14 protein-coding genes are annotated in these 15,438 nt (G+C 52.5%); 7 read left to right on the top strand and 7 right to left on the bottom strand.

The annotated features are described in order from the left end of the window. Positions 1-4: 4 nt before the first annotated feature. Entirely contained in the window at positions 5-955 is a 951-nt protein-coding gene (locus L855_RS15460; RefSeq protein WP_159789491.1) for an undecaprenyl-diphosphate phosphatase, read from the bottom strand. A 404-nt stretch (positions 956-1,359) separates the two neighbouring features. Here L855_RS15460 and L855_RS15465 point away from each other — a divergent pair, with 404 nt between their 5' ends. Both L855_RS15465 and recJ read left to right on the top strand, forming a co-directional pair. Further along, positions 1,360-1,926: an STAS domain-containing protein gene (locus L855_RS15465; RefSeq protein WP_159789493.1), complete on the top strand. Its 567-nt coding sequence runs from the start codon at positions 1,360-1,362 to the stop codon at positions 1,924-1,926. Further along, complete coding sequence (gene recJ, locus L855_RS15470; RefSeq protein ID WP_159789512.1) at positions 1,927-4,164, top strand: single-stranded-DNA-specific exonuclease RecJ; 2,238 nt, start codon at positions 1,927-1,929, stop codon at positions 4,162-4,164. It begins immediately after the preceding gene. Here recJ and gatC read toward each other — a convergent pair. The 5 genes from gatC to L855_RS15495 all read right to left on the bottom strand — a co-directional run bounded on the left by gatC (position 4,092) and on the right by L855_RS15495 (position 7,938). Next, the gene (gene gatC, locus L855_RS15475; protein ID WP_159789514.1) at positions 4,092-4,379 is read right to left on the bottom strand and encodes an Asp-tRNA(Asn)/Glu-tRNA(Gln) amidotransferase subunit GatC; all 288 of its coding nucleotides are present in this window, start codon (positions 4,377-4,379) and stop codon (positions 4,092-4,094) included. The genes recJ and gatC overlap by 73 nt on opposite strands. An 80-nt stretch (positions 4,380-4,459) precedes the next feature. Continuing rightward, positions 4,460-4,978, bottom strand: coding sequence for a photosystem I assembly protein Ycf3 (locus L855_RS15480; protein ID WP_159789517.1), 519 nt, complete (start codon positions 4,976-4,978; stop codon positions 4,460-4,462). A 126-nt stretch (positions 4,979-5,104) separates the two neighbouring features. Then, entirely contained in the window at positions 5,105-5,797 is a 693-nt protein-coding gene (gene ispD, locus L855_RS15485; RefSeq protein WP_159789519.1) for a 2-C-methyl-D-erythritol 4-phosphate cytidylyltransferase, read from the bottom strand. Between the two features lie 174 nt (positions 5,798-5,971). Then, positions 5,972-7,051 (bottom strand): CAF17-like 4Fe-4S cluster assembly/insertion protein YgfZ, encoded by a 1,080-nt coding sequence (ygfZ, locus tag L855_RS15490; RefSeq protein WP_159789521.1) that lies wholly within the window; start codon positions 7,049-7,051, stop codon positions 5,972-5,974. Positions 7,052-7,332: 281 nt separating this feature from the next. Then, on the bottom strand, positions 7,333-7,938 hold the full coding sequence (locus tag L855_RS15495; protein WP_159789523.1) for a hypothetical protein: 606 nt from the start codon (positions 7,936-7,938) through the stop codon (positions 7,333-7,335). A 16-nt stretch (positions 7,939-7,954) separates the two neighbouring features. Here L855_RS15495 and L855_RS15500 point away from each other — a divergent pair, with 16 nt between their 5' ends. Continuing rightward, positions 7,955-8,956: an aspartate carbamoyltransferase catalytic subunit gene (locus tag L855_RS15500; RefSeq protein WP_219729925.1), complete on the top strand. Its 1,002-nt coding sequence runs from the start codon at positions 7,955-7,957 to the stop codon at positions 8,954-8,956. Here L855_RS15500 and L855_RS15505 read toward each other — a convergent pair. Continuing rightward, on the bottom strand, positions 8,953-9,696 hold the full coding sequence (locus tag L855_RS15505) for a DUF928 domain-containing protein (RefSeq protein ID WP_159789525.1): 744 nt from the start codon (positions 9,694-9,696) through the stop codon (positions 8,953-8,955). The two genes, L855_RS15500 and L855_RS15505, sit on opposite strands and share 4 nt — an antisense overlap. A 110-nt stretch (positions 9,697-9,806) precedes the next feature. On the opposite strand from L855_RS15505, the gene dacB reads away from it, so the two are divergent. From dacB to L855_RS15525, 4 genes are all read left to right on the top strand, one after another. Beyond that, entirely contained in the window at positions 9,807-11,297 is a 1,491-nt protein-coding gene (gene dacB / locus L855_RS15510) for a D-alanyl-D-alanine carboxypeptidase/D-alanyl-D-alanine endopeptidase (RefSeq protein ID WP_159789527.1), read from the top strand. A gap of 195 nt (positions 11,298-11,492) precedes the next feature. After that, complete coding sequence (locus tag L855_RS15515; RefSeq protein WP_343039296.1) at positions 11,493-11,999, top strand: hypothetical protein; 507 nt, start codon at positions 11,493-11,495, stop codon at positions 11,997-11,999. A gap of 121 nt (positions 12,000-12,120) precedes the next feature. Then, positions 12,121-14,436 carry a COR domain-containing protein gene (locus L855_RS15520; RefSeq protein ID WP_159789529.1) on the top strand — a complete coding sequence of 772 codons (2,316 nt, stop codon included), beginning with the start codon at positions 12,121-12,123 and terminating at the stop codon, positions 14,434-14,436. A 148-nt stretch (positions 14,437-14,584) separates the two neighbouring features. Next, on the top strand, positions 14,585-15,430 hold the full coding sequence (locus L855_RS15525) for a restriction endonuclease (protein WP_159789531.1): 846 nt from the start codon (positions 14,585-14,587) through the stop codon (positions 15,428-15,430). Positions 15,431-15,438: the final 8 nt, after the last annotated feature.

A 15,438-nucleotide genomic window follows, 5' to 3' on the forward strand; every position in this document is an offset into this window, starting at 1 on the left:
GGCACTAGGGTTGCAGTAAACCGCTACTGAGTCCGACTAAAATCACAATCCCAAAGGCAACTCGATACCAGACAAAAAGCCAGGTGCTTTGAGTTTTGAGATAGTTGATTAACCAGGCAATTGAAAGGTAGGAAAATACGCCGGCTGAAATAATCCCGGCGGTGAGGGGCATGGGGCCGACCGTCTGCGTGGCCTCAAGCACATCACCCAATTCCACGATTCCGGCTAGGGTGATGGCTGGTAGGCCCAAGAGGAAGGAAAAGCGAGCGGCGGTGGCTCGTTCTAATCCCATGAATAGACCAGCGGTAATGGTTGAGCCAGACCGGGATACGCCAGGAATTAGGGCTAGGGTTTGAGCGATTCCCATTAAAATTCCGTCTCGGGTTTTCAGTTGCTCAAAATTGCGTTTGTGACGACAAAATTGTTCTGCCAAGCCCAGTAATAGACCCATGACAATCGAAACAATGGCAATCACCACTGAACTGCGGGCGGTAAATTCATAGAACTCCCGAAAGCCAAATTTAACGATTAAGCCAACGACAGAAATGGGAATGGTTCCTAAGATAATTCCCAGGGCAATTTTAAAGTCTTCACTTTGGTAGTCTCGTCGCAGGAGGGCCCGCAATCCACCGCCGAAGACCTGAATTAAATCGTTCCAAAAGTACCAAATGACTGCCACAATGCTGCCGAGTTGAATGACGGCGGTAAACGAGGCCCCAGGATCACCCCAACCGAGAAACTCAGGAACCACTTTCAGGTGAGCAGAACTACTGATGGGGATAAATTCCGTTAGCCCTTGTACTATCCCCAGAATAATGGCTTCGAGGACATTGGGTTGCCAGGTGACGAGGCTCGTTGTGCCAGTACTGGCAATCCCTGGCTCGTTCAGGGGGAGGGCGATCGCCAAACTCAGACTGGCGACGCCAATAAACAAGACATATTGAAGTTTGGTCATGTTCCATTCAATCGTGTGTCCCCATCTTAAAAGACGAATGGGGCGAATGTTCATGAAGTCTGGAGACTCCAAGAACAAACGGGGTTGGGGCCGACTCTCTGGAGGAGTATAACAAATGTTGATTTAAAAATCAACCCCATGAGCAGAGGATTTATTCTGGAGGAGTGGTGTTGGGGATGGAGAGGGGTTTGGGCCGATGAGGGGAGTGAGCTTTGCAAAGCTAAGCTAAAAATTCTGTGAAACTTTGACAAAGTTGTCTCGAAGTCCCTAAAACAGAACAAAAATTCACGGTAGGATGGATGCACCCAGTCTCTCGGTGTCTGCGTTACGTTATCAAGCCAAGGAAACAGGATTTTTGACAATTCTGACCGTTATTGTCCAATCAAGGGAGTGCAAAACCGGCGATGGCCATCGTCCTCCGACCCCACGGTAAACTGAATGCCCATGGTGCAGCCAAGCTCAAACGGAAGTTGGGACAACTCCTGGCGACGATCGCGGCGAATCAAAAAACCTGGATTGTGGATCTCGCTGACGTACACCACATCGATCGCAATGGCGTGGTGTCCTTGATTCAGTTACGGCGGCAAGCGGAAAGCGCCTGTTGTAACTTGGTCCTACGAGATGTCTCGGAATCTGTCCAGATGACCTTGGATGCGGCTCATCTGAGTGATGGATTTACGATTGAGTCCGGAATCGCCTCCTCAACCCCACGACGCAGTTCTCCGAAACCTCGTCCCGTTCGCCGAGATATCGGGCTGGAACCGGCGATGCGATGGCAGAACTACCCTCACTACGCTGATACGTCTGAGGAGTTAGACCCCGCAGAGGTCGAGGGTGAAATTGAAATTTCTCAGATTCCTCAGATAACGACAGCAGATGGGAAATCTCAGACGCCGGTTGTCCCCACATCTGGCCCCTTATACTCAACGATGACCGTTAATGAGAGGCAGTGGACGACGTGGAGGCAATAAATGGAGTGGTCGCATCCCTCACCCCTTTGGCACTGTAGCACCCCAGACTCGCCCCCGGATGAGTTTGTTCGAGCGGTGCAACGGTACGCCCCTGCTGGGGGCGAACGCTTGGCAAGGTTACTTTGGAATCGACAGCAACGAAACTTGTCCGAGCTACCAGGGTTCCTCGATTCACGCGACTACCGACCGACTGCTGCGGCTGCATTTGGGGCAGAACTCCAGCAGGCGATCGCCCGCTTGCAACAGGCGATCGCCCACGGGGAGGCAGTGGCAATATGGGGAGATTTCGATGCGGACGGAGTGACGGCGACGTCAGTGCTTTGGGAAGGACTGGGGCAGTTTTTCGACCGTTCGCAGCAGTTGTCGTACTATATCCCCAATCGCCTCACGGAGTCTCATGGCCTGAACCAGCCCGGAATTGAGCGGTTAGCGGCACAAGGGGTGAGCCTGATTGTCACCTGTGATACGGGAAGTACGAATCTGGCAGAAATTGAGCGGGCGGCGGAGTTGGGGATTGATATTATTGTCACCGACCACCATACCCTATTGCCTCAACGTCCTCCCGTTACGGCGTTGATTAATCCTCGCAATTTCCCTGAGGATCATCCTCTCTATCATTTGTCGGGGGTGGCGGTGGCCTATAAGTTGGTGGAAGGTCTCTATGAGGCCTTACCGGAGATTCCCCAGCAGCCGAAGGAGGGTTTGTTGGATTTGGTGGCGATCGGTTTAATTGCCGATTTGGTGGAGTTACGGGGAGATTGTCGCTATTTAGCCCAGCGGGGATTGCAACAACTCCGAGAACAGATGACCAACACCACTCATCCGGGGGTGAAGGCCCTGTTGCAGCATTGTAAACGTCATGGCGATCGCCCCACAGATATCTCCTTTGGCATTGGGCCGCGGATTAACGCCGTTAGTCGGGTGTATGGGGATGCCAGTTTTTGTGTGGAGTTGTTGACTTGCCGAGATGGCGATCGCGCCGAAACCCTGGCCCGACAAGCGGATGAAGCCAACGCTCGCCGCAAGGAAGTGCAGCAGCGAGTGTTGCAAAGTGTGCAACAGCAGCTTCAACAGATTGATTTGTCGACGACGACGGTTTTAGTTCTCAGTGATCCTCAATGGGAGGTGGGGGTGTTGGGCTTGGTGGCGGGACAGATTGCCAGTGAATGGGGTCGGCCAACCCTGTTACTCTGGGAAGATCATCATAGTGATCCGCCCCTGGCGAAAGGGTCAGCCCGTTCTGTAGCAGGATTGGATCTCTATGAGTTAGTCAACAGTCAGGCCCATCTGCTGCATCGCTTTGGCGGCCATCCCTTTGCGGCGGGGTTAAGTCTTCCCCTGGAGAATTTACCGCTGTTACGAGAAGCCCTCAATCAACGATTGGTCCAAAAATTGGGACGATTTGGTGGGATGCAACCGATTCTCAACTATGACTTAGAGGTGACGGTGGCGGATCTCGGTCAAGACTTGTTTCGGGAGTTGAAATGTCTCGAACCCTGTGGAATGGGGAATCCCGTCCCTCGCTTGCGAGTGCGAAACTGTTGGTTTGAGGGGGCGAGACATCGAAAACTCAAGGTCAAGGGGCAGAAGTTACAATATCTGATTACCTCGTTTCGACTGCGAGATGAGAGTTGCGATCATGGGTTTCCGGGGATGTGGTGGGGTCATTATGAGGATGACCTTCCCCCAGGCCGCTGTGATGCGATTGTTGAACTCGATTTCAACTCCAAGCGTTCAAATTATGAGGTTCGTCTGATTGATGTCCGTTCGATTGATATGGAGGCGATCGAGGTGGACGAGGGGGAGACGCTCACTCAACCCCAGTCTCTCATACCAGACCCGATGTCGCCACCACCGATCGCCATTGCCGATCTAGAAGCCGCCAGTCAACAAACCTGGTTGACGCTGATTGGGATTGCCAAATATCTCAGCCGAACTGAGGAAACCCGCCCGCGAACGGTGATTCAGCAGAAACTGGGGATTGGCGATCGCCCCTTGGAGATTGGTCTACATCAGTTGTCGGAACTCGGCTACAGCATCCATTCCCCTAGCCCCGACCTGATCCAGATTCGCCACATTCAGCCCCGAAAGGGCGATGATCGCCCCTTAAACCAGTTGGCCCAACCGTTCCTGGATGCGGTGTGCGAAGAACAGTTCCGCCAACCCTACATGATTTTAGGAACCTTAAAGAACTCATCTTCGCGATCGGGGGCGGACTCTAGCAAGTCTTCCCGATAAGGATACAGTTCCTGTTGGTCACGGCGGGTAATGTTCCGCATATCAATGGCATGGGCCGTGGGTTTGACGTTTTCGGTGTCTAACTCTTCCAACTGTTGGAAGTAGTCTAAAATGCCACTGAGTTGACCGGCAAATTGAGTTTCTTCAGCTTCCGTGAGTTGCAAGCGGGCGAGATGAGCCACTTTTTTGACATCATCTTTATTGAATTGACTCATAAATATCTCCTGTTTAAAGTTAGCTAGATTGAACTTTTTAGGGGGCTTAAATTCTCGTGTTTAGGCTGTTTTGGTACAACTTAAAACCCATCTAAAGAGGCGCGACCGGTGGTTTTCATCCAGTTCTGGGCTTCGATGTAGTTGTTGGGGGCTAAGCGAACCGCTTGTTTCCAATAGTCTGCGGCTTTATCAAAGAGTGCTTCGGACGTATCAAAATCTCCTTCTTCCTTGGCCCGTTCTCCGCGATATTGATAAATCACAGCGATATTATTAAACGCTTGGGGCATCCGGGGGTTTAACTCCAGGGCTTCATGATATTTTTCCAGACCTTTATCATGTTCCCCATTGCTGGTATAAATCAGCCCCATATTGTAGAGAATATAGCTGCGATCGTTGGGGTCATCTTCGAGCTTGAGGGCTTCCTTGTAGTTGTCCATGGCTTCGGCATATTCACCGTCAGCCTGGGCAGACATCCCATCACGATAGTAGGCAAAGGCTTCCTTCGCTGATTGTTTGGCGGGCAGAATCTTAAGGATAATATCTGCCATGACAGTAAAGGATTTATCGATGAAATTGTCGTTGCGTTGTGTCCGTGGCATAGGAAAGAAGGGAATAGGGAGTAGGGAACAGGGAACAGAAAAGACGTAGGGGCGAACCCTTGTGGTTGCCCTGATTCCTGGGGGAATCCGTTTTTTAGCTTAATCGATTTGTTGGAGTTTGTGGGGTTAAGATTGGCGATCGCGGTGGTTGAGGACGAAGGCGGCGATGGTTAAGTCGATGGGAGTGGTGACTTTGAGGTTGGTTTCTTCTCCGGGGACGATTTGAACCGGGAGTTGGCATTTCTCAAATAATGCCGCATCGTCGGTGACTTGCCAACCCTCGTGGCGGCCGCGATCGTGACAGGCTTTGAGGGTGGCTACCTCGAAGCCTTGGGGGGTTTGGGCGGCCCAGAGATGGCGGCGATCGGGGGTATCCTGAATCTCTAGATCTTCGTTGACCACTTTGATGGTATCTTTCACCGGGATGGCGGCGATGAGGCCGGGACAGGTCTGAACCGCCTTGGCACAGCGATTGAAGAGATCGGGAGTGGCCAGACAGCGGGCCCCGTCATGAATCAGAACATGGCTGGCATCTTCGGGAAGACCCTGTAGGCCGTTATAGACGGATTCTTGGCGGGTGTCTCCTCCATCGATGAAGTGAACGGGTTTGCTAAGGGAGAGTTGACTGAGAATCTCCTTAAACTCGTCCAAATCATAGGGTTGGCAAATGAGTCCAATCCAGGTGATGGCCTCGGCGGCTTCGGCAGCTTTGAGGGTCCAGGCAAGGATAGACTGATGGAGAAGGGGTAGTAGGAGTTTGTTGCGATCGCTTCCCATACGGCGACCGACGCCGGCCGCAGGGATGAGTAGATGGGTCATGGGGGAAGGGAACAGGGAACAGGGAACAGGGAATAAAAACAAGGTAGGGGCGTACCCTTGTGGTCGCCCTAGGCAGTAGATATAACCCACCCCTAGCCCCTCCCAGGAGGGGAGAAATAACGTAGGGGCGTACCCTTGTGGTTGCCCTCTTCTGGCAAGAGGGAGAGGAGGGGGTTAGGGTTTGGGGGGGCAGAGGTAGCCTCGGGAGAGGAAGGGGACGTCGAGGACGGTGGCTTGGGTGGACCCGAGTTTGACGGAGAGGCCGGCGCCTCCGGCTTTGGTTCGGATATAGCCTAAGCCGATATAGCCGTCTTCCGTAGGGATGATGCTGGTGAGGGTTCCGACTTTCTTATCGTTGAGTTCAATTGGGGTTCCGGGTTCGACGGATTCGGGGAGATGTAGGCCCCAGAGTTGTTGTTTGACTCCTTGATAGGTGTTGAGGCGGGCGATGGTTTCTTGGCCGATGTAACAGCCTTTGTCGAAGGAAATATAGTCCCAAAGTCCCGCCTCTAAGGGGTTATAGTCGTCGGTGAGTTCGGCATCGGGGGCGGGCCGTCCTTGTTGAATCCGCAATCGCTGCCAGACGCGTTCTCCGAGAGGGGTCGCCCCATGGTCTTGTAGGGCTTTCCAGAGTCCGGCGGCTTGGTCGGCTTCGCAGAGAAGGGTATAACCGGGAAGGTTGAGGCCATTGGTGGCGGCGAGGCGAATCTCTGGGGCGTTGGGGAGAGATTCTAGGGTGATGCGGCGATGCTGTCCGGGGGGAATGTCTTCTGTAAGACCGAGTTTTTGGAGGAGTGACAGGCTGCTATCCCCAATGAGGCTAAAACAGGCGGTCTCTGAGGTGCGATCGCGCAACTCGACGTTGTCGGCTGGGAAGATGTAGCGATCTAAGAGTTGAAACAGGGTTTGGCGACGGTTGGGAGAGACTAAGATGATGACAGACTCATCGGTGATGTAGGTTGTGGCGAGGTCTAGGGTGCGAGCGGTATTGTTGACAAATACGGTCTCGCAGATCTCTCCCGGCTGGCGTTGGTTAAAGGTGTTGGTACTTTGATTATGAATGAAGCGAAGGCGATCGCCCCCAGTGAGTTCTAAGCGTCCCCAGGGGGTGCGATCGTAAAGTGCCACGCCGGACTGGGCCGCTGTCAATGCCTCAGCGTCATTATTAAAACTCACCGCCGCCGTCACCCCGGCGGCAATGTCCTCAACGATCGCCCCTGCGGCGAGTTGGGTCTCCTGTAACTCCTGATTCATGTTGAAGGGATATGCAGATTACTCTTCTTTCCAGGATACAGGGAAGAGGGGAAGAAAGGCAGTAGGCAATAGGCAGTAGGTAGTAGGCAGTAGGCAATAGGCAGTAGGCAATAGGCAGTAGGCAGTAGGGAAGAGGGGAGAGGGAAGAGGGGAGAGGGGAACCACAGAGTCACAGAGGACACGGAGAAAGAGAGAGGAATAGAGGGCGTGCCACTTGCGGTACGCCCTCTATTCCCTTTATCCCCCCTATTGCCTACTGCCTATTGCCTGCTGCTTTCTTCCTAAAACCGCAACGGTTGTCCCTGACTGGTGAACTCAACTCCAGCAATATCTAATTCTGGGTTTTGGAGCAGGGTGTTGCGTAAACTGCCCAACAGAGAGAATTGTTCACAGGTGGATAGGGAGGCCCAACGACGGGGTGCGTCGGGGGCGATGCGTAAATCCACGTTGACGGTGCGGGTGGAGTCGTCTCGTTGCACTCGGTAGCCGGCTAGACGAAACTCCCCCTGGGCCCAGTCTTTTAGGACATGACCGATCGCCCCTTCGGTGGCCTGATTAGGTGCGACTTGTTCCGTTCGGGGAATCAGATTTTCGCAAAATAAGTCGGGCCGGTAGACGGTTACGGTGATGGTTCGTTCGTCGTCGGCGGGGGCGTTGGGATTGGGGTTGTCAGGACTGAGGTTGACATCTCCTGGGGGATATTTGGCTTGGACATCATCATCATTGGAACTCTCGGATTCGGAGATGACGGGGGTTGAGGGTTGGGGAGGGTTCCAGCGGGGAGACCCGAAGCGCCGTTGGGCTAGGGCTGGGGAAGTGATAGCAAGACTGGCGATCGCCCCAGTCAGACCCAACAGCAGATATGATTTGATACTGTTACTGCGCATAGTTTAACCTTCTCTAATGACTGTCATAGCGACCCCTCCTTGGACTCGGCGACATATCCTGTCCTTAGAAGACTTCTCTGTTTCTGAATACGACACGGTGTTACGCACAGCCGCAAGTTTTCGGGAAGTCTTATCTCGGCGAACCAAGAAAGTCCCGACGTTGCAGGGACGGGTGGTGACGAATTTGTTTTTTGAACCCTCGACTCGGACTCGCAGTAGCTTTGAGTTAGCGGCGAAACGACTGTCGGCGGATACTCTTAATTTTGCGGCGGGAAATTCGTCTCTAACGAAGGGAGAGACCATTTTAGATACTGCCAAGACGTATCTGGCAATGGGGACGGATATGATGGTAATACGCCATAGCCAGGCAGGGGTTCCTCAGGCGATCGCGCGGGAGATGGAACGCCTAGGAACTCATGTGGGAGTGCTGAATGCGGGGGATGGCTTACATGAACATCCCTCTCAGGCCCTGTTGGATTTATTTACGATTTGCGCCCATTTGGATCGTGACAATCCGCGAACTGACCTGTTGCAGGGTAAGAAAGTCGCGATTGTTGGGGATATCTTACATTCTCGGGTGGCGCGATCGAACATCTGGAGTTTAACCGCCAGTGGGGCCCAGGTTCACTTGGCCGCACCCCCGACATTACTGCCCAAGCGGTTCATCGAGGCCATGGGAATCTATCACCCAGACCGCTTACATCTGCATTGGGATATGGGTGAGGCGTTGCAGGGGGCGGATTTTGTCATGACATTGCGGTTACAGCGAGAACGGATGACGGCTCATCTGTTGCCCAGTTTACGGGAGTATCAGCAGTCCTTCGGCATTACGCGCGATCGCCTCAAACATTGCCAGCCTGGGGTCAAACTGTTACATCCGGGCCCGACCAATCGGGGGGTTGAACTGAGTTCGGATGTGATGGATGACCCCGAGTTGAGTCTCATTCAGGCCCAAGTCACCAGCGGGGTAGCGGTTCGCATGGCCCTGCTCTATCTCATGGGCGGCAGTCATGGTTAGTTTTGAACGGTTGTTTCATCCTGCTCGCTGAGGGTTGCACTATTCTCTAGTTCAGCCTCAAAGGCTTCGAGGCGATCGCTGTCGCTGCTGAGATGGGCGAGAGCGTCCAGCCAAATTCCAGACCCCGCATAGGCTTGAGCGATTTCTTCGGGGGTGGTGGCTGAATCTAGTTGGGCCTGAAGTTCATCGGAGATGGCCACTCGTTCGACCCAACCTTGGGCGAATACATCCGCAGAACGTCGTCGAGCATTGCAAATGACCGAAACGGTCCAACGATAGGTTTTACCCACCTCTAAGGCTTGTTCAGAGTCGATGACGACTTGATTCATGCCAGCCTCAAGGCGGTCAAGTCGCCGCACATAGATGGGGTTGGGGTTGCCATCTTCAACGAGGGTAAACTCAACGGGACGGTTGACGGTATGTCCGGCGAGCCAGTAGAAGACCGGTCGTTCTGAGACGGTGTAGGCGGTATGGTTGGTGGGGGTCACCAGGGTAACTTCGATGGCATCGCCCTTCTCCTCGCTGATGGCTTCACAGCCACGGGAACCGGTTCCTTGGGTTTGTTGAGGACGGCCGCGATTGGGGGGAACGTAGGTGATGGGGCTAGCATTGACCATCGCGCGACCTGGGGCGGTCTCAACACGAGGGAACAGAGATGAGCTGGTACTCAGGACGGCCTGTCCCAGAACCAAACCAGCGGTTCCCATGGTAACTGAGAGTATCTTGTTCAACCGTTTCATACCTGTGTTACTCCCCCGGAGACTGATAGGACATATGCTTTAAGTTATGCCGACTATGATATCATGCTAGATCGGTTTCGTCTCGTAGGGTTTCGGGGTAAACGATGAGGATGACTTACAGTCGGTCGGGAACGCTTGTCGGGGCGATCGCCGCGATGGTCCTGGTGGGGAGTTGGCAGTTCCCGGGACAGCGGGGTTTGGCTCAGGAGGAACCGGGGCGAATTTGTCAGGGAGAGTTAGCTGATGCTCTAGATGCCATTCGCCTCAATCATGGGCCAGGGTCTCGTTGGGGGATTTTGGTGCAGTCTCTAGAGGGCGATCGCACCCTCTACAGTCGCGAGGCACAGCAGTATTTTTTACCGGCCTCGAACGTCAAACTTCTCACCACCGCCGCCGCCTTAACTCATCTCGGCCCTGATTACCGGGTTCGCACCTCGGTCTATCGCACGGAAACGGGGTTGCAGATTGTCGGCCGGGGAGATCCCACCCTAACCCGTGAGCATTTAGAGACGTTGGCGCAACAGGTGGCGGCGGCGGGACTGACTCATGTTGGAGAACTCTGGCTCGATGCCAGTTATTTCCCGGGGGAGGCGATTAATCCCCGTTGGCAATGGCAAGATGTTCAGGCAGGCTATGGCGCACCGGCCAATAGTGCCATTATTGACCGCAATGAGATTCCCTTTACCCTGCATCCTCAAGAGATTGGGGAGCCGTTGCGGGTGGAGTGGGAACGGGAGGAGGATGGCTCTCCGGGTCGTTGGTGGTTAGATAATCGCTCCCGAACCGTGGCGGCGGAGGAGTCCGAATGGCTGCGGTTGGGACGGGGGTTTGGAGACCCGATCATTACCATTGAGGGGGAGTTAGCAGCGGGATCTGAGCCAGCGGCGGTGTCGGTGGCGCAGGTGTATCCCAATGAAGCCTTTTTAGAGCAATTTAGCCGTCAGTTGCAAGCTCAGGGGTTGCCGGTGGGAAGTCGCCAGATTACAGAGGTTCCCCAGTTGGTGAAAGGAGGGGAAATTGCAGCGGTGGATTCTCCCTCCCTGGGAAGTTTAGTGGAGCGGACGAATCGGGTCAGTGATAATCTCTATGCCGAGGTGTTGTTGCGTTGGTTGGGGGTCACGGCATCGCCAGAGTTGTTGGCTGAGGAGGAGTCCTCGGGGAGATCTCCCTCGGCGGCTGACCGGGGATTGCAAATGGTGAGTCGGGTGTTGGCTCAGTTGGGGGTTGATGAGGAGCTGTTTGAGGTGAATGATGGCTCTGGCTTGTCTCGGGTGAACTGGGTCAGTCCTCAGGCGTTGGTGCAGACATTACAGGGGATGGCCAGGAGTCCCCATGGGAGTCTCTATCGGGAGTCGCTGCCGGTGGCGGGGGAGTCGGGGACGCTGCGACACCGGTTGGGAGATAGTCCAGTGGCGATTCAGGCGAAAACGGGGACGATTGCTGGAGTGTCGGCGTTGTCGGGGTATTTGGAGCATCGGGAGTATGGAACCCTGACCTTTGCAATTATCGTCAATCAATCGACGCGATCGGCGGCGGAACAACGGGGGGCGATCGATGATATCGTGCGGGTGTTGACTCAGGTTCGCTCCTGTTCGGGGTAACCTGGGATTGGATGTTGAGCTGTACTGGGGTGAGTCTAACTGCTCTGGCGCTCTGGTCCATGGTGTTCATCTTCGTCCCGTTGTTTAGTCGTTTACGTTGTGACCTCTGTGAAACGTCAGCACCCCGACCCTCCGAGGCCGTCGTCGGTCTCTGACCCTCGTCCTTCTACTCATATTCATGTGAGTCATAGTCCCATGATTCAGATTGAAGATACTTATCGTTTTGAGCAACCCGACCAATTAATTAATGCATTTAACGTGAACCAAGGTGAGGCGATGAAAGAACTCCAGCATTTAGCCGCATGGGTCCGAGAGCAGTATCCTGAGGGGTATTTATTAACCTGGTTATTGAATCAGCCGGGGTTATGGTGGTGCGATGGCGAGATTTATCAGGCGGCGTTATCGAAGGATGGCGCTCGTTTGAAACGCTATGTGCAGAAGAACGACCAGCAGGAGATGTTGCAGGGGATTGCCAGTAAGCTGACTCATGATGAGAGTTGGGATGCGTTGGCGGTGAGTTTGGGACGGATTTTTGCTCTGTATCAGCAGGAGTTGACTCAGTTACAGGAGCGACGGGTGCAACAGGTATCGCGATCGCGATCGAAGTCCTCGGATTCGGAGAATTGGTCGTCGGATATTTCGGTGCAAAAACCCCTTCCTGATCCCAATGCTGACCCCATTACGGGAGTGGAGAAGGGTTAAGGTATTGCCGTTAGGGTGATGATGAGGGCGTATCTGTTAGGGGTGCGCCTTCGTTGTTTGGCAGGAGTTGAGGAATTGGGTCAGTTAGGATGAAGTAAGTTTTGCCGGTGGATTGGACGTGATGACACAAGCGGAATTGTTGGAGTTGTTGGCACAGGCGAAAGCGGAAGGTTGGACAACGCTAGACCTGACGGGGATGGAGTTGGAGGTTTTGCCGCCGGAAATTGCACAACTGCAAAATCTCTCTCGCCTTGACCTCAGCGAGAACCAATTCGGCAGCCTGCCGCCGGAAATTGCACAACTGCAAAATCTCTCTCGCCTTGACCTCAGGGGAAACCAACTCAGCAGCCTGCCGGAGTATCTTCAAGATTTTCCTAAGTTAAAAACACTCGACCTACGGGGCAATCCTCTACCGATTCCGCCGGAAATTTTAGGTCCAAGAGAATTCTGGCAAAGTCTAGGAGACTGCCAGACCATCCTCCAGTTCTATTTCAACAGCCAACGGGAATCCAAACGCCTCTACGAAGCCAAACTCATCCTCGTTGGTGATGGTACAGCGGGTAAAACCAGCCTCGCCAATAAGCTGAAAACCCCAGACTACAAGCTGCCATCCCCCAATGAATGGGAATGGACAAGGGGCATTGATATTCTTCCTTGGGAAATCCAACATCCTAATGACCACCCCTATCGGGTCAATATCTGGGATTTCGGCGGTCAACACATCTACCACACGACCCACCAATTTTTCCTCTCTGAACGCTCCGTCTACGTCCTAGTTCACGACAACCGCAAGGGACAAACGGACTTCCAATATTGGCTAGAGTCGATCCAACTCCTAGGACGGGGTAGCCCAATTATCATCGTCAAAAATGAAAAAGATGACTGTCCTGCCCACCTAGATGAAAGTGCCTTTCAGATCCCGGAGGGGGTTCCTAACCTCACAGTTCGCAGTACCAACCTCAAAACGGATCAAGATTTTGACAAGGTTCGTGCTGCTATTGAACATAGCCTCTGCCGTGATCTCCAGCATATTGGCGAACCCCTCCCCGTCCATTGGGCCAAGATGCGCGCGGTTCTGGAAAATCTGTCGGGAAGTCGCAACTACCTAGAAAACTCTGAATACCTCCAGCTTTGTGAGGAAAACGGCTTCGGGGATAAAAAAGAAATGTCTGCTGCGAGCCAGTTTTTCCATGACCTAGGGATTTGCCTACATTTTCAGCGAGAAACCTTACTTAACCGCCTCATTATCCTTAACCCCACTTGGGCAACCGACGCGATTTACAAAATCTTTGATGATAAGACAGTCGAAAAAAACTGCGGACGGTTCGATAAACAAACTCTAGAAACATTGTGGAACCAAGGCGACACCGCCGAGAAACGCCCTGAACTGCTGGAGTTGATGAAAAAGTTTGAACTGTGTTACGAAATTCCTGATAAACGGGGTTCGTACATGGTCCCGACATTGCTCGCCAGCAATCCACCCGAGTATGAGTGGGATAGCCACGATAACTTAATTCTGCAATATTACTATCCCTTTAAGCCCAAGAAACTTTTTCCGAGCTTTATTGTCGATCGCCATGAGAGAATTGAGCAGCAGACCCTAGTTTGGCGGCATGGAGTCGTCCTCACTGATGGCAGAACGCGCGCCGAGGTGATTGAAGATCGAGAATACCGCAGAGCAACCATTACCATTCGGGTTTCGGGGGCGGACAAACGTGGCTTTTTGCAAATCGTGGCGGCTCGCTTAGAAGAAATCCAGAACCGCTATGGTGACGCCAAGCAGTTTAACTATGAAACCCGCATCCCCTGTAACTGCCGCCTATGCCAACCCAGCCAGGAACCCAATTTTTATACTTGGGAGGATCTGGAACGACGTTTAACCCGTCAAAAATATGAGTTTGAGTGTCGTCTTAGTTTGGAAGGGGTCGATGTCCGGAGTTTAATTTCTAATATCGTTCCGCATCCCGTGGGGGCGAGGACGGTTCCAGAACCCAACTATCCCGAGTCTGAGAGACGCTCCTCTCTCTTTTCACCCACAGTTAACGTTAACTATCACCACCCTAACGCAACCATGAGTAACACCACTAACAACAATCTCAACAACTACGGCGACGGCGATCAATTTGTCGGAGATAAAGTCGGTCGCGACAAAATCGGAACCCAACATATCAACGTCTCCCAGGAAGTGCAACAAGTTGCTCAAGAGATTCAAGCTATCATCATCCAAGAGTCAGACGGCTATGATTTAAAGAGTGAGAAAGGGCAACGCAAAGCGGCTGAGGATAGCGTCGAGGTTATCAAGGCAGACCCCAAGCTCAGTGACCGATTCAAGGCGGCGTTAAAAAGTGGTGGGGAAACGGCAATTAAGGAAATTATTGACCATCCCATTGCTCATGTTGTCGTGGATGCTACTAAAGGGTTCATGAAGGGAGAATAGGAAAATACGATGGAATCATGATCCGCGTCAGACATTGCCGACAAAGATTATGATTCTTGATTGTTATTCACCTCTGCAAGGTATTTAATTGCTGCTAAGTGATAAGGGCAAAAATACAACAAGTAAATAGATTAGGAGTATAAAACGAATGGCTGTCCCAGTTCCTACATTTGATGCAATGCTTATCCCTACACTACAAGCATTAAGCAATTTGGGGGGTTCCGGCACAGTCCAAGAAATTTATGAGCAGGTAGTGCAAATTCTCAACCTGCCCGATCAGGTACTCGAAATTACCCATGGGACAACCTCAACCAGTGAAGTGGAGTATCGTCTGGGTTGGAGTCGTACCTATTTGAAAAAATATGGACTTTTGGAAAATTCAGCGCGGGGGGTGTGGTCATTATTATCAACTGCGGCTGATTTTGAGCATCTTGATTCCCAAGAAATTGTTAAGTCGGTTCGAGAATCTAAAAAAAGCAACGTTGATCCTTCAGATTCAAAAATCGAAGCTATTGACGAAAACTCAGAAGAACTCGAATGGCATCAACAGTTACATAAAATGTTGTTAGCTCTTGAACCAGCTGCCTTTGAGCGTTTGGTGCAACGTCTACTTCGGGAGTCTGGTTTTATCCAGGTACAAATCACTGGCAAATCTGGGGATGGGGGTATTGATGGGGTTGGGATTGCGCGGATTAACGGTTTCTTGAGCTTTCATGTCCTCTTTCAGTGTAAGCGTTACCAAGGTTCGGTAACGGCAGGTCAAATTCGCGATTTTCGAGGAGCCATGCAAGGGCGTACCGATAAGGGACTATTTGTAACGACGGGTACATTTACGCGAGATGCTGCCAAGGAAGCCACCCGAGATGGTGCGCCGCCTATTGATTTAATTGATGGTGAGCAATTAGTTGAACGGTTGAAAGAATTGAGGTTGGGGGTCAAGATTACAATGATTGAGTCGGTGGAAATTGATAACGCTTGGTTTGAAAAAATATAAAAACTTAA

Source organism: Sodalinema gerasimenkoae IPPAS B-353 (assembly GCF_009846485.1).
Classification (GTDB): Bacteria; Cyanobacteriota; Cyanobacteriia; order Cyanobacteriales; family Geitlerinemataceae; genus Sodalinema; species Sodalinema gerasimenkoae.